Origin of the sequence: Pantoea sp. RSPAM1, from assembly GCF_038816185.1 — a bacterium.
GTDB lineage: Bacteria > Pseudomonadota > Gammaproteobacteria > Enterobacterales > Enterobacteriaceae > Pantoea > Pantoea ananatis.
This window is the reverse complement of the sequence record NZ_CP046137.1, coordinates 3,221,298-3,241,978: the sequence shown is the minus strand read 5'-3', so window position 1 is coordinate 3,241,978 and position 20,681 is coordinate 3,221,298. Positions and strand designations below refer to the sequence as shown.

The following is a 20,681-nucleotide window of genomic DNA, read 5'->3' as shown; positions in this document are numbered from 1 at the left end:
AAAAACAGGTTTAAATGGTAGCGTTTACATTTAGTGATAAACAACGCCGCTGTCACGGCGCCAGGGCACTCAAATTCTGTCCTGTTGGTAGCGATAGCCGCCGTCAGGCTGGGCCACAAAATGCAGACGGTGGGTAATACACTGGGGCGCGTCCTCAGCATGATGTGAAACGAACAGCAGTTGAGTACGGCCTTCACCAATCAAAATATCGATGAAACGTCTTACCAACTGGCGGTTGAGTGGATCAAGCCCCTGCAAGGGTTCATCCAGTATCAACAGCGTAGGATGCTTAACCAGCGCCCGGGCGATCAACACCAGCCGTTGCTGGCCCCAGGATAAACCGTGAAAGGGCATATCCCCCATTCTGCTATCCATGCCCAGCAGCGCCAGCCACTGACGCGCCAGCGCCATTTGGCGATCGGAGACGGCCTGATAAAGACCAATCGAGTCAAAAAAGCCGGAGAGGATCACGGTCCGGACGTTGACGCTTACGCGGTAATCAAGATGCAGGCTGCTGCTGACATAGCCAATATGCTGTTTGATATCCCAGATCGTTTCGCCGCTGCCACGGCGTCGGCCAAACAGGGTTAAATCGTTGCTGTAGCCCTGGGGATGGTCACCCGTGACCAGGCTAAGTAATGTGGATTTGCCCGCGCCGTTTGGCCCAAGAATATGCCAGTGCTCCCCGGTATTAACCTGCCAGTCGAGGCCGTCGATAATACGCTGGTCGTTATAGGATACGATGCCGTTACGCAGAAGCACTCGCGGCGCGTCATCTGCCAGCGGCGGTAGCGCGTCCGGGACGTCCGCCTCCGGCAGCGCCATGCCTGCCAGTTGCTCACTGCGCGCCAGCTGCGCCACCAGCGCCTGCGCCAGAATCTCCTCACGGGGGCCGACATGCGTCAGGCTGCATTCAGCCAGCACGCCAACCCGGTCAACGTAGTCCGGAATATCATCGAAGCGGTTCAGCACCAGCACCAGGGTAAAATCCGCCTGCGGCAACGGGTACAGTGTGGCGGTCAGATTCGCGCGCGATTCGACATCCAGGCCGTCGAAAGGCTCATCCAGAATCAGCAGGTCGGGCTGCTTCATCAGCGCCTGGCACAGTAATGTTTTGCGCGTTTCACCGGTAGAGAGATATTTAAAACGGCGGTTAAGCAGGCCGGTAATACCAAACTGCGTGGCCAGCTGCTCGCAGCGCACGCTGTCTTTAACCTCATCCTGAATGATTTCAGCCGTCGTGCGGCCGGTGTCATCCTCACCTTCACTCAGCAGGTCGGTGTTATTTCGTTGCCACTCATCGGCGACCAGCTTCTGCAACTGCTCCAGTGACAGGCGGCTGGGACGTTGAAAATCACAGGTTACCTGACCTGACAGCGGTGCCAGTTCCCCCGAGAGGGCGCGCGCCAGTGAGGATTTACCACTGCCGTTGGCACCGACAAACGCCCAGCGCTCACCGGGCTGAAGGTGTACATCGGTCAGCGACAACACTCGCGCATCATTAAGATGAAATATGCCTTGCGAAATATGCAATGAAGCCATGATTCGTTCCATTTTTTGCAGCGTTAACCGTTGTTTTAGCCACTGCTTCGAACGAAGTCAAACCCGAATAATAAATCAACGCAAAGCGGCGACGATGGCGTGGCTGCCGCTAAAGCTGGCGATCACCGCGTGACCCGGTTGCCACTGCCGACGCGCAATTTCCGCGTTTTCCAGCGTGGCACACAGCGTTTCACCGCCCGGCAGGTGCATCAGGACTTCACTGACCTGCTCACCAGTTTCGATAGCGCTTATCGTGGCGGCAAGCTGATTATCTGCCCCGGTTGCATGGGTATGAAGGCTGATCCACGGAGCTTTAATCAAGACCAGCACCTCTTTGCCAGCCTTGAGATGCAGGCGTTCTGCGCTGCGCGCGGTCAGGGCGACGTTGAGCCGGGTTACGCCATCCGAGAGCAGAATGGTCAGGTGCTGTTGGATAGGCTGCGCATCGTTATTCACCACGGTGCCGAACAGTTGATTACGCGCGCTGGTTTGCAATGAAGAGCGGGCGATGGCGGCCAGCAGGCTGTCCAATGGCAGCGTGTCCTGTTGCAGAGCATCGAAGGCGTGCTGTTGAATCTTTTCCATCAGGCCAAACAGCTGTACCAGACGCTCGCCATAGCGGGTTAACTGCGCGCCACCGCCGCCTTTGCCACCGGTGGCCCGCGTCACCATCTCCTGTTCAGCCAGCTGGTTCATCTCGTTGATGGCATCCCAGGCGCTTTTGTAACTGATGCCCGCCAGCTTCGCGCCCTGGCTAATCGAACCGGTTTGCTGCACGCGCTTTAACAGTTCGATGCGGCGTGGATCGGCAAACAGCTTTTGCTGCAGGCGGATGTGAAGGGTGAGTTCGGCTTGCATGGTGGCTCCTGCAAAGAATGAATCGCATAATCAGGCAGATGATAACGAGCTTTCAGCCTCAAAGTAAAAGCACGAAAAGGTCTGCGCAAAGTTTTACTAAGCCGTTACAATCTCTTTTTTTACACGCAAAGTGGGACTCTTCATGCTGGAACTCATCAAAAGCCTCGCCGTGGCAGTGATCATGGTACCTGTGGTAATGGCGGTTATGTTGGGCCTGATCTACGGCCTGGGTGAAGTGTTTAACCTCATCTCTAAAACGGGTCGCCGCGACAACAACAACGCTCGCTCACAGAACTAATCCCCACACTACGTCCGCCTCAGTGCGGACGTTGTCCTCGTCCTGAACACCTCTTTTTGCTTTTTTGCTAATTAGACGCTGCTGTCAGATAATGCGTTGTATTATTCAATATATAACGATCACTGGAGAAAAATCATGCGTTTACCTTTTCGTCGTCTGAGCATTGCGCTGGTAATGAGCGTTTCACTGGCAGGCCAGGCGCTGGCGGCCGATAAGGTCACCGTGTTTGCGGCGGCGTCACTCACTAACGCGCTGGAAGAGATTGCAGCGCAGTACAAAAAAACGCACGGCACTGACGTTGTTTCATCCTTTGCGTCGTCCTCGGTACTGGCGCGTCAGATTGAGCAGGGCGCACCTGCCGATCTGTTTATCTCAGCCGATCAACAGTGGATGGACGATGCTGTTGCGAAAAAAAGTATGATCGACAGCACCCGCTATACGTTGTTGGGCAATGACCTGGTGCTGATTGCACCGCGCAGCGACAGCGCCAAACCGGTGACGATAAACGATCAAACCAACTGGAAAAGCCTGTTGAAGGGCGAACGTCTGGCCGTGGGCGATCCCGATCATGTACCGGCGGGCATCTATGCTAAAGAAGCGCTGCAAAAGCTGGGAGCCTGGTCTTCTGTGTCCCCGGCGCTGGCGCGTGCCAGTAATGTGCGCGCCGCCCTGGCGCTGGTGGAACGTAATGAAGCGCCTTATGGCATTGTGTACGGCTCAGATGCTGTAGCCAGTAAAAAAGTTCAGGTAGTGGGCACCTTTCCGGAAGACAGCCACAAGCCGGTCGAATATCCTGTTGCCATCGTTAACGATCGCGACAACGCTGCCGTTAAGGCTTTCTATAACTACCTGAAAGGGCCTGAAGCGGCCGCAGTGTTCAAACAATACGGATTCTCGCCTAAAAAATGATACTCAGTGATGTTGAATGGCAGGCGGTCCTGCTCAGCCTGCAGGTGTCAGGCATTGCCGTACTGTGCAGTCTGCCCTTCGGTATCCTGATGGCATGGGTGCTGGTACGTTGCCGTTTACCCGGTAAAGCTATCCTTGACAGTGTGATCCACTTGCCTCTGGTACTGCCGCCGGTGGTGGTGGGTTACCTGTTGCTGATTGGCCTGGGTCGGCGCGGCGTGATCGGTGAAAAACTGTATGAATGGTTTGGCTTCAGCTTCGCCTTTAGCTGGCGCGGCGCGGCGCTGGCCTCTGCGGTTATCGCCTTTCCCCTGATGGTGCGGGCCATTCGTCTGGCGCTGGAGGCGGTGGATAGCCGACTGGAGCAGGCTGCGCGGACTTTAGGTGCCGGACGCTGGCGGGTCTTTTTCACCATTACGCTGCCGTTAACGCTGCCCGGTATTATTGTCGGCACCGTACTGGCCTTTGCCCGCTCCCTTGGCGAGTTCGGTGCCACTATTACCTTCGTTTCCAACATTCCCGGCGAAACCCGCACCATTCCTCTGGCGATGTATACGTTGATTGAAACGCCCGGGGCGGAAGGGGCCGCCGCACGTTTGTGCGTTATCGCGATCGTGCTGGCGCTGGCTTCCTTACTGGCGTCTGAGTGGCTGGCGCAGTGGGGACGGAAACGGATGGGGGCTTCATGCTGACGTTGAACATGGCTCAACGCCTGGGCGAGCATCAGCTTGAGGTTGATGTGACAATCCCCGCCAGCGGTATTACCGCGATATTCGGCGTGTCGGGCGCGGGCAAAACCTCACTGATTAACGCGATTGGCGGCTTAACTCAACCTCAGCGCGGACGCATTCAGCTGAATGAGCGAATACTGTTTGATGCCGATCAGCAGATCGCCTTGCCGCCGGAAAAGCGCCGCATCGGCTATGTGTTCCAGGACGCACGGCTGTTTCCTCACTACCGGGTTCGGGGGAATTTACGGTACGGTCTTTCGGCCAGCATGAAGGGCCAGTTTGATTCGCTGGTGGCGTTACTGGGCCTTGAGTCGCTGCTGGATCGCTTTCCGCTGTCGCTGTCGGGCGGAGAAAAGCAACGTGTTGCTATTGGCCGCGCCTTGCTCAGTGCACCCGATATTCTGTTGATGGATGAGCCGCTGGCGTCGCTGGATCTGCCGCGCAAGCGTGAGCTGATGCCTTATCTGCAGAAGCTGGCGAAGCAGGTTGATATTCCCGTGTTGTACGTCTCCCATAGCCTGGAGGAGATTCTGCAACTGGCGGATAACGTGCTGGTGCTGGATCAGGGTAAGGTTAAAGCCTTTGGCCCGCTGGAGCGCGTCTGGAGCAGCAGTGCGATGCGGCCGTGGCTACCCGCCAGCGATCTGACCAGCGTGCTGCGTGTGCAGGTGCTGGAGCACCATCCGGACTATCCTATGTCGGCGCTGTCTCTGGGCGATCAACATATTTGGGTCAGTCGGGTGCATTTGCCCGTCAAATCGGCATTGCGCATCCGGATTGCCTCAGCGGACGTCTCCCTGACGCTGCAACCGGCTCAGCACAGCTCTATCCGCAATATCCTGCCTGCGCAGGTCGTCGAACTCATTGAGGTGGGCGATCAGGTTGAGGTCAGGTTGCGCATTGGCGCAAGCGAACTGTGGGCGCGCATTTCGCCCTGGGCGCGCGACGAACTTAACATCCGCCCGTCACAATGGCTGTATGCCCAGATTAAAAGCGTGTCGGTGACGGCCTGAACCCGGCAGGCGTGCCTTGCCGGGTTGGGCAGGATTACAGGACGTACTGGTAAAGCGTGTCGGCGATACTGGTTTCCAGGTTGGTGCCAGTGACCATTTTTGCCCGGGATTTAATCACGTCATCCGCATTCCCCATTGCCACGCCCAGCCCCACCGTTTCCAGCATGCTCAGGTCGTTATAGTTGTCACCAAAGGCAATGACGTCCTGCAGGCTCAGCCCCACGGATTCTACCCACTGCGCCAGGCGCTTGCCTTTGCTGTTGCCGCCGCGGGCGACATCGACCTGATCGTGCCATGACCATTCACAGGCCAGCCCGAGTTCGGTTTCCGCGCGCTGCGCAAACTGCTGCAGTTCGGTGGTGTTCTCATGAGACAGGGCAAACTTCCAGATCGACCCGGCCTCTCTGGCCGCCTGCGCCAGGCTGTCCACCTGCTTAAACACAGGGCGCTGGTGCGGCGGAAGCGACTCACTCCACTTCAGTGTGCGAATCACATGGCCGGTTGGCGTTTGATACAGCATCGCATCGTCAACATACAGCAGGCCGTGAATCTGATGTTCATCCAGCATCTCAATGACGCGCACCGCGCTGCCGACGTCCAGCGGATCAGCGGCCAGCACTTTTTTGGCCGGATAGTCATACAAATAGGTACCGTTACAGCAGATTGCAGGCGTATCCAGGGCTAACGTCTGGTAGAAAGGATGGATAGCGCAGTGATGACGGCCGGTCACGATAATCACCTTGACGCCAGCCTGACGCGCTTGAGTAATCGCTTCCACGGATTGGGGCAGAATGGTTTTCGTTGGGGTTAACAGCGTGCCGTCAAGGTCGAGGGCGATTACACGATAGCTCATTAATCCTCTCATCGGGATGGGTTAGCAGAACAGTAAGTCTACACCTGACCGTGGTACAGAAACAAAAATCAGGGCACAAATCATTCCAGCGAGACAGAAAAAAACGCGCTACAGTGACCCTCAGAACAACATGAGTCAGCGAAAAAGGAGAATACATGAAGCAGGTTGTCTACACCGCCAGTCCCGAGAGTCAACAAATCCATGTCTGGCAGTTGAAAGAAGATGGCACCTTGACGCTCCTGCAGGTTACGGACGTCGCCGGTCAGGTTCAGCCTATGGTGGTGAGTCCAAAAAAAGATTTCTTGTATGTAGGCGTGCGCCCCGACTTCCGTGTACTGGCGTTTCGCATCGCCTCAGACGGCACCTTGACCGAAGCCGGACAGGCGCCTCTGCCGGGCAGCCCGACCCATATTTCCACCGATCATGCCGGCCGTTTCCTGTTTTGCGGCTCTTACAACGATGCGTGCGTCAGTATCAGCCCGATAGGGGATGACGGCGTGCCACAGGCACCAAGTCAGGTCATTAGCGGCCTGGCGGGATGCCACTCCGCCAATATCGACAATGCCGATCGGACGCTGTACGTGCCTGCCCTGAAGCAGGATCGCATCTGCCTGTTTACCCTCGGCGCAGACGGTCAGTTAACCCCGCATTCGCAGGAGCAGGTTACCACGGCGGAAGGCGCCGGGCCTCGCCACATGGCGTTTCACGCCAACGGGCAGTACGCCTATAGCGTCAATGAGTTGAACAGCACGGTCGAGGTCTGGGCGCTGAACAATGCGCAGGGCAAGGTCGAGTCAGTACAGACGCTGGATATGATGCCGCCTGATTTTACCGGTACCCGCTGGGCTGCCGATATTCATCTGACGCCAGACGGACGTTTCCTGTACGCCTGCGATCGCACCAGTAGCACCTTAACGGTCTTTAGCGTCAGCGAAGACGGTGCCGTGCTGACAGTCGAAGGGTTTCAGCCGACCGAAACGCAGCCGCGCGGATTCAATATCGATCACGCGGGCCAGTTCCTGGTGGCGGCGGGGCAGAAGTCACACCACATCGAAGTCTACACTATCACTCAGCCACAGGGCTTACTGAAGCCGGTGGGCCGTTACGCCGTTGGACAGGGTCCGATGTGGGTAGTGGTACATCAGCTGGCAGGATAACCTGCAAATTGCCGCTTCCGGAATCCTTCGACAGGCCAGAAGCGGCATTTTTATGCGGCGATCAGACGTAATGAACGGTCAGCGATGCGCTGGCTAGCACGTGAAAATGCACGTTAAACCCGACCATGGCGCCGCTGGCACCCTCATCGACGTCGATGTTGTCCACATCCAGCGCATGAACGCTGAAAATATAACGGTGGGTTTCACCGGCAGGCGGTGCTGCGCCGCCGTATCCGGCCTGACCGAAATCCGTGCGTGTTTGTAGCGCCCCGGCGGGCAGTGCGGCTTTACCCGAACCGGCACCCTGCGGCAGCGATGTGGTCTCGGCTGGAATGTTCGCCACCACCCAGTGCCACCAGCCCGAACCGGTAGGCGCATCCGGATCGAAGCAGGTGATGACAAAACTTTTGGTGCCTTCTGGCGCATCTTCCCAGGCAAGGTGAGGGGACAGATTATCGCCCTGATAGCCCATTCCGTTAAAAACATGTTTCTCCGGCATCTTCTCGCCGTCGTGTAAATCCTGGCTGTAAACTCGCATTACATCTCCTTGCGTTAATGGTCACTGCCTTTTCATCTTAACCAAAAGCCGGTTGACGTCCAGCCGTTGCAACATTAAGAAAGAAAGTGAGCGGGCTGCTCCAGTGCCGCGCCAATCGCATTGACCAGCTTATCCAGCGCCTCAGGGGAGATGATATAAGGCGGCATCAGATAAATCAGGCGGCCAAAAGGGCGAATCCAGACGCCCTGGCTGACAAAGAACTGTTGCAGCGCCGCCATATTGACCGGTTGATGCGTTTCCACGACGCCAATGGCTCCCAGCACGCGCACGTCAGCCACCGCGGGCGCGTGACGCAGGGGCAGCAGCGCGCTACGTAGCTGACGCTCGATTGCCGCAACCTGATGACGCCAGTCACCTTCCTGCACCATCGCCAGGCTTTCTGTCGCCACCGCGCACGCCAGCGGATTTCCCATAAAGGTGGGACCGTGCATAAAGCAGCCTGCCGGACTGAGGCTGATGGTATCGGCCACGTCACGGGTGGTGAGGGTAGCAGCGAGGCTCATCGTGCCGCCGGTCAGGGCTTTGCCTACGCACATAATGTCCGGTGAAATCGCCGCATGTTCGCAGGCGAACAGCGTACCCGTGCGGCCAAAGCCGGTTGCGATCTCATCGGCGATCAGCAGAATGCCGTAGCGATCACAGGCTTCACGTACACACTGCAAATAGTGCGGATGATAGAAACGCATTCCCCCGGCACCCTGAACGATGGGTTCCAGAATCACCGCGGCCAGCTGACGCCGATGCTGCTGGATCAGCCGGATAAAATCCTCTGCATCACGCGCATCCCACTCGTCATCAAAACCGCACTGCGGCGCCGCGGCGAAATGGTGTTCCGGCAGGTAGCCGCGCCACAGGCTGTGCATGGAATTATCCGGATCGCATACCGACATCGCGGCAAAGGTATCGCCGTGGTAACCGCGTTTAAGCGTCAAAAATTGCTGACGCGTCTCGCCGCGCCCAAGCCAGTATTGCAGCGCCATTTTCATCGCGACTTCAACGGCGACCGAGCCGGAATCGGCCAGAAACACACATTCCAGCGCGTCTGGCGTCATCGAGACCAGCTGACGACACAATGCCACCGCAGCAGGATGGGTAATGCCGCCAAACATTACGTGGGACATCTGCGCCATCTGCTGTTGCAGGGCGCGATTCAGGCGCGGATGGTTATAGCCATGTATCGCCGCCCACCAGGACGACATTCCATCCACCAGGGTACGACCATCTGCCAGCTGCAGATGATAATCCTGTGCCGCAACAACCGGATAGCAGGGCAGCGGCTGCTGCATTGAGGTGTAAGGATGCCAGATATGCTGGCGATCGAATTCAGCGTCCTGAGAAGTAAACATCGGAGTTGTAAACCAAAATAAAAAGATTTAGTTTACAAGTATAACCACGTTAACTGTCGGGATGACACCTTTTTTGGAGTAAGTAATGTCACAACGTTGGACTCTGGCTCAGGCCCAGGCGCTGTTTGAACGGCCATTTCTTGAACTGATGTTTGAAGCGCAACAGGTGCACCGTCAGCACTTCGATCCACGTCAGGTGCAGGTCAGCACACTGCTGTCGATTAAAACCGGTGCCTGCCCGGAAGACTGCAAATATTGCCCGCAAAGCGCCCGCTACAAGACGGGCCTGGAATCTGAGCGACTGATGGAAGTGGATGAGGTACTGCGTTCCGCGCAAAAAGCTAAAGCCGCGGGCTCCAGCCGCTTCTGCATGGGGGCGGCATGGAAAAACCCCAGCGATCGCGATATGCCTTACTTGGAAAAAATGGTCGAAGGCGTCAAAGCGATGGGCATGGAAACCTGTATGACGCTTGGCACGTTGAGCGACAGTCAGGCGCAGCGTTTAGGCAGTGCCGGACTGGATTTCTACAATCATAATCTGGACACCTCGCCGGAGTTTTACGGCAATATCATCACCACGCGCAGCTATCAGGAACGACTGGATACGCTGGGGAAAGTGCGTGACGCCGGCATCAAGGTCTGTTCGGGTGGGATTGTGGGCCTGGGTGAAACCGTAAACGACCGTGCCGGACTGTTGGTACAGCTGGCTAACCTGCCGACGCCGCCTGAAAGCGTACCCATCAACATGCTGGTTAAGGTGAAAGGCACGCCGCTGGCAGACAATGATGACGTTGAACCGTTCGACTTTATCCGCACCATCGCCGTGGCGCGCATCATGATGCCCACCTCGCATGTTCGCCTGTCCGCAGGCCGTGAGCAGATGAACGAGCAAACCCAGGCGATGTGCTTTATGGCCGGGGCAAACTCCATTTTTTACGGTTGCAAGCTGCTGACGACGCCGAACCCGGAAGAAGACAAAGATATGTTGCTGTTCCGTAAGCTGGGGCTGAATCCTGAGCATACGCAGACCGCAAACGGCGACAATGCCCAGCAGCAGCAGTTAAGTGAGCAACTGCTTCATGCCGATACAGAAACATTTTATAACGCGGCGCCGTAATGAGCTGGCAGCAACGCATCCAGCAGGCGCTGATACAGCGCCGTGCTGAAGATGGCTGGCGCGAACGGCGCGTGATTGAAGAGAATCAGACGCGCCTGATCCGCCATGCCGGTCAGACCTTTCGTCATTTTTCCAGTAACGATTATCTTGGGCTGAGCCAGCATCCCGCCGTCATGGCGGGCTGGCAACAAGGCGTGGACGAGGCCGGTGCCGGTGCGGGTGCATCGGGCCATGTAACCGGTTTTCATCGTTTGCATGCCGAGCTGGAAGCACAGCTGGCAGACTGGCTGGGCTATTCGCGCGCGCTGCTGTTTATTTCCGGTTTTGCGGCGAATCAGGCGGTGATTCACCTGCTGGCAGAGAAAAATGACCGCATTCTGGCCGACAAACTGACGCATGCTTCGCTGCTGGAGGCCGCCAGCCACAGCCCTGCTCAACTGCGTCGCTTTACCCATAACGATCCTCTTAGTCTGGCTAAGCGGCTGGATGCACCCTGCGAAGGGCAAACGCTGGTGGTGACCGAAGGGGTTTTCAGTATGGACGGCGACAGCGCGCCCCTTCAGGCGATCGCCGACCGGGTGAAACATGCCGGTGCCTGTTTGCTGGTCGATGATGCGCACGGCATAGGGTTGACGGGCGAGCAGGGACGTGGCAGCTGTTGGGCACAGGGCATGAAACCCGACCTGCTGGTGGTGACCTTTGGCAAAGCCTTTGGCGTCAGCGGGGCCGCACTGTTGTGTGATGAGGCGACCGCCGATTACTTTGTGCAATTTTCCCGTCATCTGATTTACTCCACCGCTATGCCGCCAGCCCAGGCCAGTGCGCTGTTAGCGTCGCTGAAACAGGTGCAGGCGGGTGATGACCGCCGCCAACGCCTCGCGCGTAATATCGCCCATTTCCGGCACGGCGCGGCCTCGTTGCCCTGGCAACTTATGGCGTCGTCCAGTGCCATTCAGCCATTAATCGTCGGGGATAACGGCCAGGCGCTGGCGCTGTCTGCACACCTGGCCAGGGCGGGCTGCTGGGTCAGTGCGATCCGGCCGCCAACCGTGCCGCCGGGCACGGCCCGTCTGCGTATCACGCTTACCGCCGTCCATGAGCCAGAGGATATTGATGCTCTGCTGGAGGCGCTGTATGACGCTGCAGGTTGATAAAGGCGCGGTTGCAAGGGCATTTGGCCGCGCCGCATCTCAGTATGATCACTACGCTGAACTCCAGCGGCTGAGCGGGGACGCGCTGCTGGCGCAGGTGCCAGCGCACAGCGGTTTGCAACTGCTGGATGCCGGATGCGGAACCGGCTGGTACAGCCGGATATGGCGCGATCGGGGTAAAGAGGTCACGGCGCTGGATCTCTCCCCGCAGATGCTGCAACAGGCCCGGCAAAACGGGGCCGCGCATCACTATCTGGCCGGCGATATTGATGCTCTGCCACTGGCAGACCAGTCTGTTGACCTCGTATGGAGCAATCTGGTGGTGCAGTGGAGCGAGAATCTTCAGGCGGCGCTGATGCAGTTTAACCGGGTACTCAGGCCCGGCGGCTGTCTGCTGTTTTCCACCCTGAGCGCGGGCTCCCTGCACGAAGTGCATCAGGCCTGGTCACAGGTGGATGGCCGTCTCCATGCGAACCGCTTTTTGCCTGCGCAGGAGATTGCCGCCGCCTGTGAAACACAGCGTCTGCGCTGCCATGCGCAAACCCTTACCCTGCATTTTCCCGATGCGCTGAGTGCAATGCGCTCCCTGAAGGGCATCGGGGCAACGCATCTGCATACCGGACGGTCTGACTGCGTGTTAACGCGCCAGCGTCTTGCTCAGCTCGAAGCCCACTGGCCGCGCGATGAGCAGGGTTTCCGCCTCAGTTACCATCTCATGTTTGGAGTGACACAATGTTAAATCGCTGGTTTGTTACCGGCACCGACACCGAAGTCGGTAAAACGGTTGCCAGTGCGGCGCTGCTGCAGGCTGCCACCGCCGCAGGCTACCGCAGCGCGGGCTATAAACCTGTGGCCTCAGGCTGCGAGCTCACCGCTGCAGGCGTGCGCAACAGCGATGCGCTGACCTTACAGCGTTACAGCAACGTCCCGCTGCGCTACGAACAGGTCAATCCACTGGCGTTTATGGAGCCGACTTCACCTCATATCGCCAGCGCGGATGAGGGCAGACCGATTGAGTTTGCCACGCTGTCGGCGGGGCTGCGGGAACTTGAGCCGCTGGCAGAATGGATTTTGGTAGAAGGTGCGGGCGGCTGGTACACGCCGCTTTCTGAGACGCAAACTTATGCAGACTGGGTTGAGGAGGAGCAGCTGCCGGTCATTTTGGTGGTGGGCGTCAAGCTGGGATGTATTAATCATGCCATGCTGACTGCCGATGCGATTCGCGCACGCGGCCTGCACCTGGCGGGCTGGATCGCCAATACGGTACAGCCACCCGGCCAGCGCTATCAGGCCTACCTGGCCGCCTTAACGCAGCGGCTTCCTGCACCTTGCCTGGGCGTGATCCCCTGGCTAACCCAGGAAGACCAGCAGGCACACTGTGGACATTATCTGACGCTGCCGGATCGATCAGGCCACCGTTAACCACTTCTCCAGGGTCGCGTCATCCAGCTGGGCGACGTTGCCCTGTGCCACATTGCGCCCGCGATGCAGCAGGAGAAAGTTGTCAGCCACGCGGCGAATCAGCGAAACGCGCTGTTCAAGCAGCAGAATCGTCAGGCCGAAGTCACGATTAAGGCGACGAATCAGATTCCCCATCTCTTCTTCCAGCCAGGGCGCCATGCCGTCGGCGGGCTCATCCAGAATTAACAGGCGAGGCTGCAGCACCAGCGCACGGGCCAGCGCCAGCTGCTGCTGCTGATAGACCGGCAGGTCGCCGCTGCGCTGCTGACGCAGCGAATAGAGCGCGGGTAACAGATCAAAGATCATTTCCGGGATCGCCCGATAACCGTCATTCGCCTGTGCGCCTGCCAGTAAGGCAATGAGTAAATTATCCTCAACGCTCATCTGAGTAAAAATGTGCCGCCCCTGCGGAACAAACCCGATCCCCTGTCGGGCCCGCAGCTCAGCAGGCTGCGAGAGCAGGTCTTCCGGCGGCGAGCCATCCTGCTGCCAGCTGATCGTCCCGCTGTTAATCGGTAGCTTGCCCATAATGCAGTTCACCAGCGTGGTTTTTCCCATACCGGGGCGTCCCAGTATGCCGGTGCAGGTGCCGGGAGGCAGATCAAGATCCACATTCCAGAGAATATGATTTTTACCGTAAAACTGATTCACCGACCGTAAACTTAGCATCTGACGCGCTCCTTCCAGATAATTAACCTGAATGCTTTCGCCGTTGATTTCTGGTAAATCGCTCTAATGAGATAGCGGCGCATTTCACGCGGCTACTGCCTGTAACACTCCGATGAAAGAGCATGCAATTACCAGGCCAGAGTCTCACCGGCGAAGCTAGTCGGGGCTAACCAGTGAAAATCACCCTGTTTAAAGATAAATAAAAGTTAACAATTCCACGTCAGGACGCTTACGCGGTACGGCGTTGGTGCAGGTTAGTGAAACCGGGAAGTGCACCTGCTCGTTAATGGGGCAATGTAAAAAAGGAAAGTGAGACGCACTTGTCGCCGATCAAGGCACGGATTGCGCTGATAGCTAAATCACGACCCGTTAGCGTCAGAAAATAAGCGAAAAAAAATATTTTTTTATCCCCCGCAGGGGAGTGAAAAAAATTATACACAGCCGATGTGCAAAGGGCTGACATTAGTTATCCACTATTCCTGTGGATAACCTTGTGCATTAGGTAATGAAAACAGGTTGGAAGCGAGGAAATACGGGGCCTGGTAACCCGATGATGAGAATCTGGGCTTTTTAAAGTAACTACATTAATTCAGTGACTTAGCAAAAAACAAGCCTGCCGGATTGGGGCCGATTCATCAAACTGCAATTTTATGACACATGCTTGACAAATGTTAAATCAATATTGGGCTTGGGGATAACCTTGCGCAACAGAATCCGGTTACCACGCGCGATAATGCTAAAGAGTCAAGCGTAAAGTGGTTGCCGCTACTGTGCATCAATACTGTTATTATATCCAGTATTTTTTTCTGGCAAAATCGCCATAGCAGAGTAAAATAATGGGCTGCCCGCCGTCTTTCATCTGCAGGAACCGCATTCATGAGTAAAGATTTCAAACTGAACTCCGCTTTCAAGCCTTCCGGCGATCAGCCAGAGGCGATCCGTCGTCTTGAAGCCGGACTGGAAGATGGCCTGGCGCACCAGACGCTTTTAGGTGTTACCGGCTCGGGTAAAACCTTTACCGTGGCTAACGTGATCGCCGATCTTAACCGGCCCACCATGGTGCTGGCACCGAACAAAACGCTGGCGGCCCAGCTGTATGGTGAGATGAAGGAGTTTTTCCCGGACAACGCGGTGGAGTTTTTTGTCTCCTATTACGATTACTACCAGCCTGAAGCCTATGTCCCAAGCTCTGACACCTTTATCGAAAAAGACGCCTCGGTTAACGAACACATCGAGCAGATGCGTCTTTCCGCCACTAAAGCATTACTGGAGCGGCGTGATGTTATCGTCGTTGCCTCAGTGTCGGCCATTTACGGTCTGGGCGATCCCGATCTTTATCTGAAAATGATGCTGCACCTGACGCGCGGTATGATCATCGACCAGCGCAGTATCCTGCGTCGCTTGTCAGAGCTGCAGTACACGCGCAACGACCAGGCGTTTCAGCGCGGCACCTTCCGGGTGCGTGGCGAGGTCATCGATATTTTTCCGGCAGAGTCCGATGATATGGCACTGCGGGTGGAGTTATTTGACGAAGAGGTCGAGCGCCTGTCCCTGTTTGATCCGCTCACCGGGCAGGTTGAATCGGTTGTACCGCGTTTTACCATCTATCCGAAAACGCACTACGTTACGCCGCGTGAGCGCATTCTGCAGGCGATGGAAGACATCAAGGTTGAGCTGGCTGACCGGCGTAAAACCCTGCTGGAAAATAACAAACTGCTGGAAGAGCAGCGCATCACTCAGCGCACCCAGTTTGATCTGGAGATGATGGGCGAGCTGGGCTACTGCTCCGGCATCGAAAACTACTCGCGTTACCTGTCGGGCCGTGGGCCGGGAGAGGCGCCGCCTACGCTGTTTGACTATCTCCCCGCAGATGGCCTGCTGGTGGTGGATGAGTCCCACGTCACGATTCCCCAAATTGGCGGCATGTACCGTGGCGACCGTGCACGTAAAGAGACGTTGGTAGAGTATGGTTTCCGACTGCCTTCGGCGCTCGATAACCGTCCGATGAAGTTCGAAGAGTTTGAAGCGCTGGCCCCCCAGACGATCTATGTGTCGGCAACGCCGGGCAAATATGAGCTGGAAAAATCCGGCGACGAGGTCATCGATCAGGTGGTGCGTCCAACCGGCCTGCTGGATCCGATTCTTGAGGTTCGCCCCGTGGCGACGCAGGTTGATGATCTCCTGTCTGAGATCCGCCAGCGCGTGACGATCAACGAGCGCGTCCTGGTGACCGTCCTGACTAAACGCATGGCGGAAGATCTGACAGAGTACCTGGAAGAGCACGGTGAAAAGGTGCGCTATCTGCACTCGGATATCGACACGGTGGAAAGGATGGAAATCATTCGTGACCTGCGTCTGGGCAAATTTGACGTACTGGTTGGGATCAACCTGTTGCGAGAGGGGCTGGACATGCCTGAGGTTTCGCTGGTGGCGATTCTGGATGCGGACAAAGAAGGCTTCCTGCGTTCGGAGCGTTCGCTGATTCAGACCATTGGCCGTGCGGCACGTAACATTAACGGTAAAGCGATTCTGTATGGCGACAAGATCACGCCTTCAATGGCCAGAGCGATTGAAGAAACGGAACGCCGCCGTGAGAAGCAGCAGCGGCATAACGAAGAAAACGGCATTGTCCCTCAGGGCCTGAACAAGAAAATCACCGATATTCTGGAACTGGGCAATAACGTGGTGAAAACGCGTGGTAAAGCCAAACCCGCTAAGCGCAATGCCGCTGAGGCAGACGCCGATTACCTGGCGTTGTCCCCCCAGGCGTTGCAGAAAAAGATCCACGAGCTGGAAGGGCAGATGCAGCAACATGCGCAAAACCTGGAGTTCGAACAGGCGGCTGGCCTGCGCGATCAGCTGCAGGAATTGCGCACATTGTTTATTGCGGTGTCCTGATTCAGTTAAAACCCTGAACGGCGTGCTCCAGCGCGGCGCGCAGCAGTTGGCGGTCGTGGCGGTACTTGATATCGGCGGCCTCCAGGGGTTCACGAATAATCAGGCGGTTTTCCACCCGACTGACGTCCGTGGACGGGCCAACGACGATCGCGTCGATCACCCGCTTGCCAATATAGTGCTCCATCATCGCCAGTTTGTCGGCCACGGTAAGCGAAGCCGCCGCAGGACTCAACTCGCGGCCCAGGTTGCCGATAAACACCATGTTAGCGGGCGTCCGGCGTAATGCCTGCGCCATCTCTTTCATGAGCAGAATGGGCATCAGGCTGGTGTAAAAGCTGCCCGGTCCAATCAGAATCAGATCGGCTTCTGCCACGGCATCGAGCGCCTCGCGGGTGGGCTGCACGGCGGGATGCAGCATCAGTTCCTGCGGTGGAAGCTGCATGGCGTCGATAGCGGTTTCCCCATACACCGCGTTGCCCTCGCTATCGGTTGCAACTAAATCAACCGGATGCTCTGACATGGGGATTAAAAAGGCGTCAACTTTCAACAGGTTTCTGATGATGTTGACCACTTCCAGCGGCCGTACGCTAAGGTGATCCAGCGCTTTCAGTATCAGGTTACCCAGATTGTGTCCGGCCAGTTCACCGTTGCCGGTAAAGCGATACTCGAACATGGCGGACGCCACGCTCGGCTCCGTGATTAGCTGGTTAATACAGTTACGCAGGTCGCCCCAGGCGATGCCACCTTCTGCGCGACGAATGCGGCCCGTGGAGCCACCGTTGTCTGTCGTGGTCACAATGCCTGTAAGGCGTGAACCCAGAGGGGACAGGGCCGACATCACGCGTCCTAATCCGTGTCCGCCACCTAAGGCCACCACGCGATCCAGGTCCGCCAGTGTTCGATTCATACTTCTCCTTTTCACGTCTGCGCCGGCCAGAGGGCCGGTTGAGGCAGACGGGGGGGTAATTTACGTCAATGCTTACCGGGTATTTTAACTTATCCTGTGAGCGAAATACGGTGAAAATTAACGTTATGAAGCACACAGAGTAAAAGCTGTGGATGGCGCATCACCACTAATCGCGCTACCATCTGTATACCGCGTTGACCAGCCGGTTAACGTACACTCAAGCCTGAATGCCTACGTCGGTGGATAGGGGATTCAGGCCGTAGCCTACGCGCTGCCAGGGTGCAGGAAGAAATGACTGCATCTCCCGAATTGGAAAGGTGTTCTGGTGTCACAATTTACTGATGCATTTGCGCGCAAATTTTACTATTTGCGCCTGTCGGTCACGGATGTCTGCAACTTCCGTTGTACCTATTGCCTGCCCGATGGCTATCAGCCAAACGGTATCCGCAATAAAAGTTTTCTCTCGCTGGATGAAATTCGTCGGGTCACCCGCGCCTTCGCGGCGGCGGGCACGGAGAAAGTGCGCCTGACCGGCGGTGAACCTTCATTACGTCGCGACTTTACCGACATCATTGCGGCGGTCGGAGAAAACGCGGCTATCCGCCACATCGCCGTCACCACCAATGGTTACCGGTTGGCGCGTGACGTTAAGCAGTGGCGCGATGCCGGACTCACCGCCCTGAACGTTAGCGTGGACAGCCTTGATGCACGCCAGTTTCACGCCATTACCGGCCAGGATAAATTCCATCAGGTGATGGCCGGGATTGATGCCGCCTTTGAGGCCGGCTTCAGCCAGGTCAAAGTGAACAGCGTGCTGATGCGCGACGTTAACAGCCATCATCTCACGACCTTTCTTGACTGGATCCGCACGCGCCCCATTCAACTGCGTTTTATTGAACTGATGGAAACCGGTGAGGGCGGTGCGCTGTTTCGCGAGCAGCACGTGTCGGGCGAGGTGATCCGCGATCGGCTTCTCGCGCAGGGCTGGCAGCGCCGTATCAGCGGCCGTAGCGATGGTCCGGCGCAGGTGTTTTATCACCCTGATTACGTGGGTGAAATCGGGCTAATCATGCCGTATTCCAAAGATTTTTGCGCCAGCTGTAACCGCCTGCGGGTTTCCGCTCAGGGTAACCTGCACCTGTGTCTGTTTGGCGATGGCGGCATTCCGCTGCGTGATTTACTGGCGTCCGACGATCAGCAAGATGAATTGCAGGCGCGCATTGCCAGCAGCCTGGGCCAGAAAAAACAGACGCATTTCCTGTTGCAGGGGAATACCGGTATCACACAGAATCTTTCTTACATTGGCGGTTAATTGCAGGAGCAAATATGGGTAAACCAGCCAGCGCGTTTCAACCGTTACAGCTTGCCACGCTGACGGTCTCAGACAGCCGTGATGCCAGTAATGATACCTCCGGGGATTATCTGCGTGAGGCCGCGGCCGAAGCCGGACACAGCGTCATCGACCACGCCATCGTGCCCGACAATCTTTACCGCATTCGTGCCATTGTCTCACGCTGGATTGCCAGCGAGGATGTGCAGGTGGTCATCGTCAACGGTGGAACAGGCTTTAACCTGAAAAACAGCACCCCTGAGGCGCTCCTGCCGCTGTTTGATCGGGAAATCGAAGGCTTTGGTGAGCTGTTTCGCATGATTTCCTATGAAGACATTGGCGGTTCGACGTTACAGTCCCGCGCGGTCGCCGGTCTGGCAAACCAGACAGTGATTTTCGCGGTTCCCGGCTCGACATCGGCCTGTACCAGCGCCTGGGAGCGCATTATCGCTGACCAGTTGGATGCGCGTACGCGTCCCTGCAATTTTGTCACGCATTTAAAGAAGCTTTAAGCATGTCACAACTTACCCATATCAACGCCGCCGGCGAAGCCCACATGGTGGATGTTTCCGCTAAAAACGACACCGTACGCGAAGCGCAGGCTGAAGTGCTGGTGCTGATGAAGCCAGAAACCTTACAGATGATCATTGAGGGCAGTCACCACAAAGGTGACGTGTTTGCCACGGCGCGCATCGCCGGTATCCAGGCGGCAAAACGCACCTGGGAGCTTATTCCGCTCTGCCATCCACTGATGCTGAGCAAAGTGGAACTCACCCTGGTGGCCGAACCCGAGTGGAACCGGGTACGCATTACGTCGCTGTGTCGGCTGACAGGAAAAACCGGGGTGGAGATGGAAGCCCTGACGGCGGCTTCTGTGGCCGCGCTAACGATCTATGACATGTGCAAAGCTGTCCAGAAAGATATTGTCATCGATAACCTGCGCCTGCTGCACAAGAGCGGCGGAAAAAGTGGTGACTTCCAGGCGGTGACCCATGATTAAGGTGCTGTTTTTTGCGCAGGTTCGTGAGCTGGTGGGCACCGATGCCCTGACGCTGGCTGCCGATTATCCCGACGTGGCTGCGCTGCGCGCTGCGCTGTCTTTGCAGGGCGAACGCTGGGCGTTGGCACTCGACAGCGAACGGTTGCTGGCGGCAGTCAATCAGACGCTGCGACCCATGACGTACCCGTTACAGGACGGCGACGAAGTGGCCTTTTTCCCGCCTGTTACTGGAGGATAAATGGACACGCACATTCGGGTCGGTCCGGCGCCCTTCGAGATGGCGCAGGAATACCAGTGGTTGGCGAGCTGCAACGAAGACGGCGCGGTCGTCACGTTTACGGGCAAAGTGCGCAATCACAATCTGGGGGATGATGTGGCGGCCCTGACGCTGGAACATTATCCCGGCATGACCGAGAAGGCGCTGCAGGAAATTATTGACGAGGCGCGCCAGCGCTGGCCGCTTCAGCGCGTCTCTGTCATTCACCGCATTGGTGAACTGTTTCCCGGCGATGAGATTGTCTTTGTCGGCGTCACCAGTGCACACCGCAGCAGCGCCTTTGCCGCTGCGGAATTCATCATGGATTACCTGAAAACCCGCGCCCCGTTCTGGAAACGGGAAACCACCGATCAGGGCGATCGCTGGGTCGATGCACGCAGCAGCGATCACGAGGCTGCGCAGCGCTGGGATTAGGGGTGAGCGTTGCGCTGCGGGGGCAAACCGGTTCTTTCCCTACGTGTGCTCGCCGCCGCCCTCGTCGCGTTGCAACGGCATCACGTCACCGTCCAGCGCGTTGATATCACAGATCCCTTTTCCGCCAGTTGCGCGAAAAGCGATAACCTGAGTTCAGATAATCACATCTGCCCTGCGAAGCGGGGCAGTGC

The 20,681-nt window shown here is 57.0% G+C and carries 22 protein-coding genes and 1 riboswitch; of the genes, 15 read left to right on the top strand and 7 right to left on the bottom strand.

The window, feature by feature from the left end; genetic code table 11:
* Positions 1-69 precede the first annotated feature (69 nt).
* Positions 70-1,542, bottom strand: a complete 1,473-nt coding sequence (gene modF, locus GKC68_RS15680) for a molybdate ABC transporter ATP-binding protein ModF (RefSeq protein WP_110983638.1) — start codon at positions 1,540-1,542, stop codon at positions 70-72.
* Between the two features lie 75 nt (positions 1,543-1,617).
* Positions 1,618-2,400 (bottom strand): molybdenum-dependent transcriptional regulator, encoded by a 783-nt coding sequence (gene modE / locus GKC68_RS15675; RefSeq protein ID WP_110983639.1) that lies wholly within the window; start codon positions 2,398-2,400, stop codon positions 1,618-1,620.
* A 142-nt stretch (positions 2,401-2,542) separates the two neighbouring features.
* Between modE and GKC68_RS15670 the strand changes: the two genes are divergently transcribed.
* From GKC68_RS15670 to modC, 4 genes are all read left to right on the top strand, one after another.
* The gene (locus GKC68_RS15670; protein WP_028723812.1) at positions 2,543-2,698 is read left to right on the top strand and encodes an AcrZ family multidrug efflux pump-associated protein; all 156 of its coding nucleotides are present in this window, start codon (positions 2,543-2,545) and stop codon (positions 2,696-2,698) included.
* A 135-nt stretch (positions 2,699-2,833) separates the two neighbouring features.
* Positions 2,834-3,607: a molybdate ABC transporter substrate-binding protein gene (gene modA / locus GKC68_RS15665; RefSeq protein WP_047715461.1), complete on the top strand. Its 774-nt coding sequence runs from the start codon at positions 2,834-2,836 to the stop codon at positions 3,605-3,607.
* Positions 3,604-4,299, top strand: a complete 696-nt coding sequence (gene modB / locus GKC68_RS15660) for a molybdate ABC transporter permease subunit (RefSeq protein WP_342656314.1) — start codon at positions 3,604-3,606, stop codon at positions 4,297-4,299. The genes modA and modB overlap by 4 nt, the downstream gene beginning before the upstream one ends.
* Entirely contained in the window at positions 4,293-5,351 is a 1,059-nt protein-coding gene (gene modC / locus GKC68_RS15655; RefSeq protein ID WP_089527679.1) for a molybdenum ABC transporter ATP-binding protein ModC, read from the top strand. The genes modB and modC overlap by 7 nt, the downstream gene beginning before the upstream one ends.
* A 34-nt stretch (positions 5,352-5,385) precedes the next feature.
* On the opposite strand, the gene GKC68_RS15650 is transcribed toward modC, so the two are convergent.
* The gene (locus GKC68_RS15650) at positions 5,386-6,204 is read right to left on the bottom strand and encodes a pyridoxal phosphatase (RefSeq protein ID WP_014606276.1); all 819 of its coding nucleotides are present in this window, start codon (positions 6,202-6,204) and stop codon (positions 5,386-5,388) included.
* A 155-nt stretch (positions 6,205-6,359) separates the two neighbouring features.
* Here GKC68_RS15650 and pgl point away from each other — a divergent pair, with 155 nt between their 5' ends.
* A complete protein-coding gene (gene pgl / locus GKC68_RS15645; RefSeq protein WP_047715463.1) occupies positions 6,360-7,361 on the top strand; it encodes a 6-phosphogluconolactonase in 1,002 nt (333 codons plus the stop codon).
* Between the two features lie 61 nt (positions 7,362-7,422).
* Here the strand turns inward: pgl and GKC68_RS15640 are convergent, their stop codons facing one another.
* Positions 7,423-7,899, bottom strand: coding sequence for a kinase inhibitor (locus GKC68_RS15640; RefSeq protein ID WP_058706117.1), 477 nt, complete (start codon positions 7,897-7,899; stop codon positions 7,423-7,425).
* Positions 7,900-7,973: 74 nt separating this feature from the next.
* The gene (gene bioA / locus GKC68_RS15635; RefSeq protein ID WP_028723806.1) at positions 7,974-9,266 is read right to left on the bottom strand and encodes an adenosylmethionine--8-amino-7-oxononanoate transaminase; all 1,293 of its coding nucleotides are present in this window, start codon (positions 9,264-9,266) and stop codon (positions 7,974-7,976) included.
* Between the two features lie 85 nt (positions 9,267-9,351).
* On the opposite strand from bioA, the gene bioB reads away from it, so the two are divergent.
* From bioB to bioD, 4 genes are read left to right on the top strand one after another with little or no spacing between them, the layout of a single operon-like run.
* Positions 9,352-10,383 carry a biotin synthase BioB gene (bioB, locus tag GKC68_RS15630; RefSeq protein WP_028723805.1) on the top strand — a complete coding sequence of 344 codons (1,032 nt, stop codon included), beginning with the start codon at positions 9,352-9,354 and terminating at the stop codon, positions 10,381-10,383.
* Positions 10,383-11,534, top strand: a complete 1,152-nt coding sequence (bioF, locus tag GKC68_RS15625) for an 8-amino-7-oxononanoate synthase (protein WP_342656313.1) — start codon at positions 10,383-10,385, stop codon at positions 11,532-11,534. Before bioB ends, bioF begins: the two co-directional genes overlap by 1 nt.
* A complete protein-coding gene (gene bioC / locus GKC68_RS15620; RefSeq protein WP_047715466.1) occupies positions 11,518-12,273 on the top strand; it encodes a malonyl-ACP O-methyltransferase BioC in 756 nt (251 codons plus the stop codon). Before bioF ends, bioC begins: the two co-directional genes overlap by 17 nt.
* Positions 12,267-12,956, top strand: a complete 690-nt coding sequence (bioD, locus tag GKC68_RS15615) for a dethiobiotin synthase (protein ID WP_028723802.1) — start codon at positions 12,267-12,269, stop codon at positions 12,954-12,956. The genes bioC and bioD overlap by 7 nt, the downstream gene beginning before the upstream one ends.
* On the opposite strand, the gene GKC68_RS15610 is transcribed toward bioD, so the two are convergent.
* Positions 12,942-13,664 (bottom strand): ATP-binding cassette domain-containing protein, encoded by a 723-nt coding sequence (locus GKC68_RS15610; RefSeq protein WP_264238514.1) that lies wholly within the window; start codon positions 13,662-13,664, stop codon positions 12,942-12,944. The two genes, bioD and GKC68_RS15610, sit on opposite strands and share 15 nt — an antisense overlap.
* An 876-nt stretch (positions 13,665-14,540) precedes the next feature.
* On the opposite strand from GKC68_RS15610, the gene uvrB reads away from it, so the two are divergent.
* Positions 14,541-16,562 (top strand): excinuclease ABC subunit UvrB, encoded by a 2,022-nt coding sequence (gene uvrB, locus GKC68_RS15605; RefSeq protein WP_013025107.1) that lies wholly within the window; start codon positions 14,541-14,543, stop codon positions 16,560-16,562.
* Between the two features lies 1 nt (position 16,563).
* Here the strand turns inward: uvrB and yvcK are convergent, their stop codons facing one another.
* Positions 16,564-17,469: a uridine diphosphate-N-acetylglucosamine-binding protein YvcK gene (yvcK, locus tag GKC68_RS15600; RefSeq protein ID WP_028723801.1), complete on the bottom strand. Its 906-nt coding sequence runs from the start codon at positions 17,467-17,469 to the stop codon at positions 16,564-16,566.
* Positions 17,470-17,671: 202 nt separating this feature from the next.
* Positions 17,672-17,805, top strand: a riboswitch (molybdenum cofactor riboswitch).
* On the opposite strand from yvcK, the gene moaA reads away from it, so the two are divergent.
* The 5 genes from moaA to moaE all read left to right on the top strand — a co-directional run bounded on the left by moaA (position 17,792) and on the right by moaE (position 20,490).
* Entirely contained in the window at positions 17,792-18,781 is a 990-nt protein-coding gene (gene moaA / locus GKC68_RS15595; protein ID WP_173647323.1) for a GTP 3',8-cyclase MoaA, read from the top strand. (Overlaps the previous riboswitch by 14 nt.)
* Positions 18,782-18,795: 14 nt before the next feature.
* Positions 18,796-19,311 carry a molybdenum cofactor biosynthesis protein B gene (gene moaB / locus GKC68_RS15590; RefSeq protein ID WP_028723799.1) on the top strand — a complete coding sequence of 172 codons (516 nt, stop codon included), beginning with the start codon at positions 18,796-18,798 and terminating at the stop codon, positions 19,309-19,311.
* 2 nt (positions 19,312-19,313) lie between these two features.
* A complete protein-coding gene (moaC, locus tag GKC68_RS15585; RefSeq protein WP_028723798.1) occupies positions 19,314-19,799 on the top strand; it encodes a cyclic pyranopterin monophosphate synthase MoaC in 486 nt (161 codons plus the stop codon).
* Entirely contained in the window at positions 19,792-20,037 is a 246-nt protein-coding gene (moaD, locus tag GKC68_RS15580; RefSeq protein WP_028723797.1) for a molybdopterin synthase sulfur carrier subunit, read from the top strand. The genes moaC and moaD overlap by 8 nt, the downstream gene beginning before the upstream one ends.
* Positions 20,038-20,490 (top strand): molybdopterin synthase catalytic subunit MoaE, encoded by a 453-nt coding sequence (moaE, locus tag GKC68_RS15575; RefSeq protein ID WP_028723796.1) that lies wholly within the window; start codon positions 20,038-20,040, stop codon positions 20,488-20,490.
* Positions 20,491-20,681 lie beyond the last annotated feature (191 nt).

Bases quoted from the DNA above. Each gene is read 5' to 3' on its own strand.
- modF (WP_110983638.1), bottom strand. From the start codon at position 1,542: ATGGCTTCATTGCATATTTCGCAAGGCATATTTCATCTTAATGATGCG.
- modE (WP_110983639.1), bottom strand. From the start codon at position 2,400: ATGCAAGCCGAACTCACCCTTCACATCCGCCTGCAGCAAAAGCTGTTT.
- GKC68_RS15670 (WP_028723812.1), top strand. From the start codon at position 2,543: ATGCTGGAACTCATCAAAAGCCTCGCCGTGGCAGTGATCATGGTACCT.
- modA (WP_047715461.1), top strand. From the start codon at position 2,834: ATGCGTTTACCTTTTCGTCGTCTGAGCATTGCGCTGGTAATGAGCGTT.
- modB (WP_342656314.1), top strand. From the start codon at position 3,604: ATGATACTCAGTGATGTTGAATGGCAGGCGGTCCTGCTCAGCCTGCAG.
- modC (WP_089527679.1), top strand. From the start codon at position 4,293: ATGCTGACGTTGAACATGGCTCAACGCCTGGGCGAGCATCAGCTTGAG.
- GKC68_RS15650 (WP_014606276.1), bottom strand. From the start codon at position 6,204: ATGAGCTATCGTGTAATCGCCCTCGACCTTGACGGCACGCTGTTAACC.
- pgl (WP_047715463.1), top strand. From the start codon at position 6,360: ATGAAGCAGGTTGTCTACACCGCCAGTCCCGAGAGTCAACAAATCCAT.
- GKC68_RS15640 (WP_058706117.1), bottom strand. From the start codon at position 7,899: ATGCGAGTTTACAGCCAGGATTTACACGACGGCGAGAAGATGCCGGAG.
- bioA (WP_028723806.1), bottom strand. From the start codon at position 9,266: ATGTTTACTTCTCAGGACGCTGAATTCGATCGCCAGCATATCTGGCAT.
- bioB (WP_028723805.1), top strand. From the start codon at position 9,352: ATGTCACAACGTTGGACTCTGGCTCAGGCCCAGGCGCTGTTTGAACGG.
- bioF (WP_342656313.1), top strand. From the start codon at position 10,383: ATGAGCTGGCAGCAACGCATCCAGCAGGCGCTGATACAGCGCCGTGCT.
- bioC (WP_047715466.1), top strand. From the start codon at position 11,518: ATGACGCTGCAGGTTGATAAAGGCGCGGTTGCAAGGGCATTTGGCCGC.
- bioD (WP_028723802.1), top strand. From the start codon at position 12,267: ATGTTAAATCGCTGGTTTGTTACCGGCACCGACACCGAAGTCGGTAAA.
- GKC68_RS15610 (WP_264238514.1), bottom strand. From the start codon at position 13,664: ATGCTAAGTTTACGGTCGGTGAATCAGTTTTACGGTAAAAATCATATT.
- uvrB (WP_013025107.1), top strand. From the start codon at position 14,541: ATGAGTAAAGATTTCAAACTGAACTCCGCTTTCAAGCCTTCCGGCGAT.
- yvcK (WP_028723801.1), bottom strand. From the start codon at position 17,469: ATGAATCGAACACTGGCGGACCTGGATCGCGTGGTGGCCTTAGGTGGC.
- moaB (WP_028723799.1), top strand. From the start codon at position 18,796: ATGGGTAAACCAGCCAGCGCGTTTCAACCGTTACAGCTTGCCACGCTG.
- moaC (WP_028723798.1), top strand. From the start codon at position 19,314: ATGTCACAACTTACCCATATCAACGCCGCCGGCGAAGCCCACATGGTG.
- moaD (WP_028723797.1), top strand. From the start codon at position 19,792: ATGATTAAGGTGCTGTTTTTTGCGCAGGTTCGTGAGCTGGTGGGCACC.
- moaE (WP_028723796.1), top strand. From the start codon at position 20,038: ATGGACACGCACATTCGGGTCGGTCCGGCGCCCTTCGAGATGGCGCAG.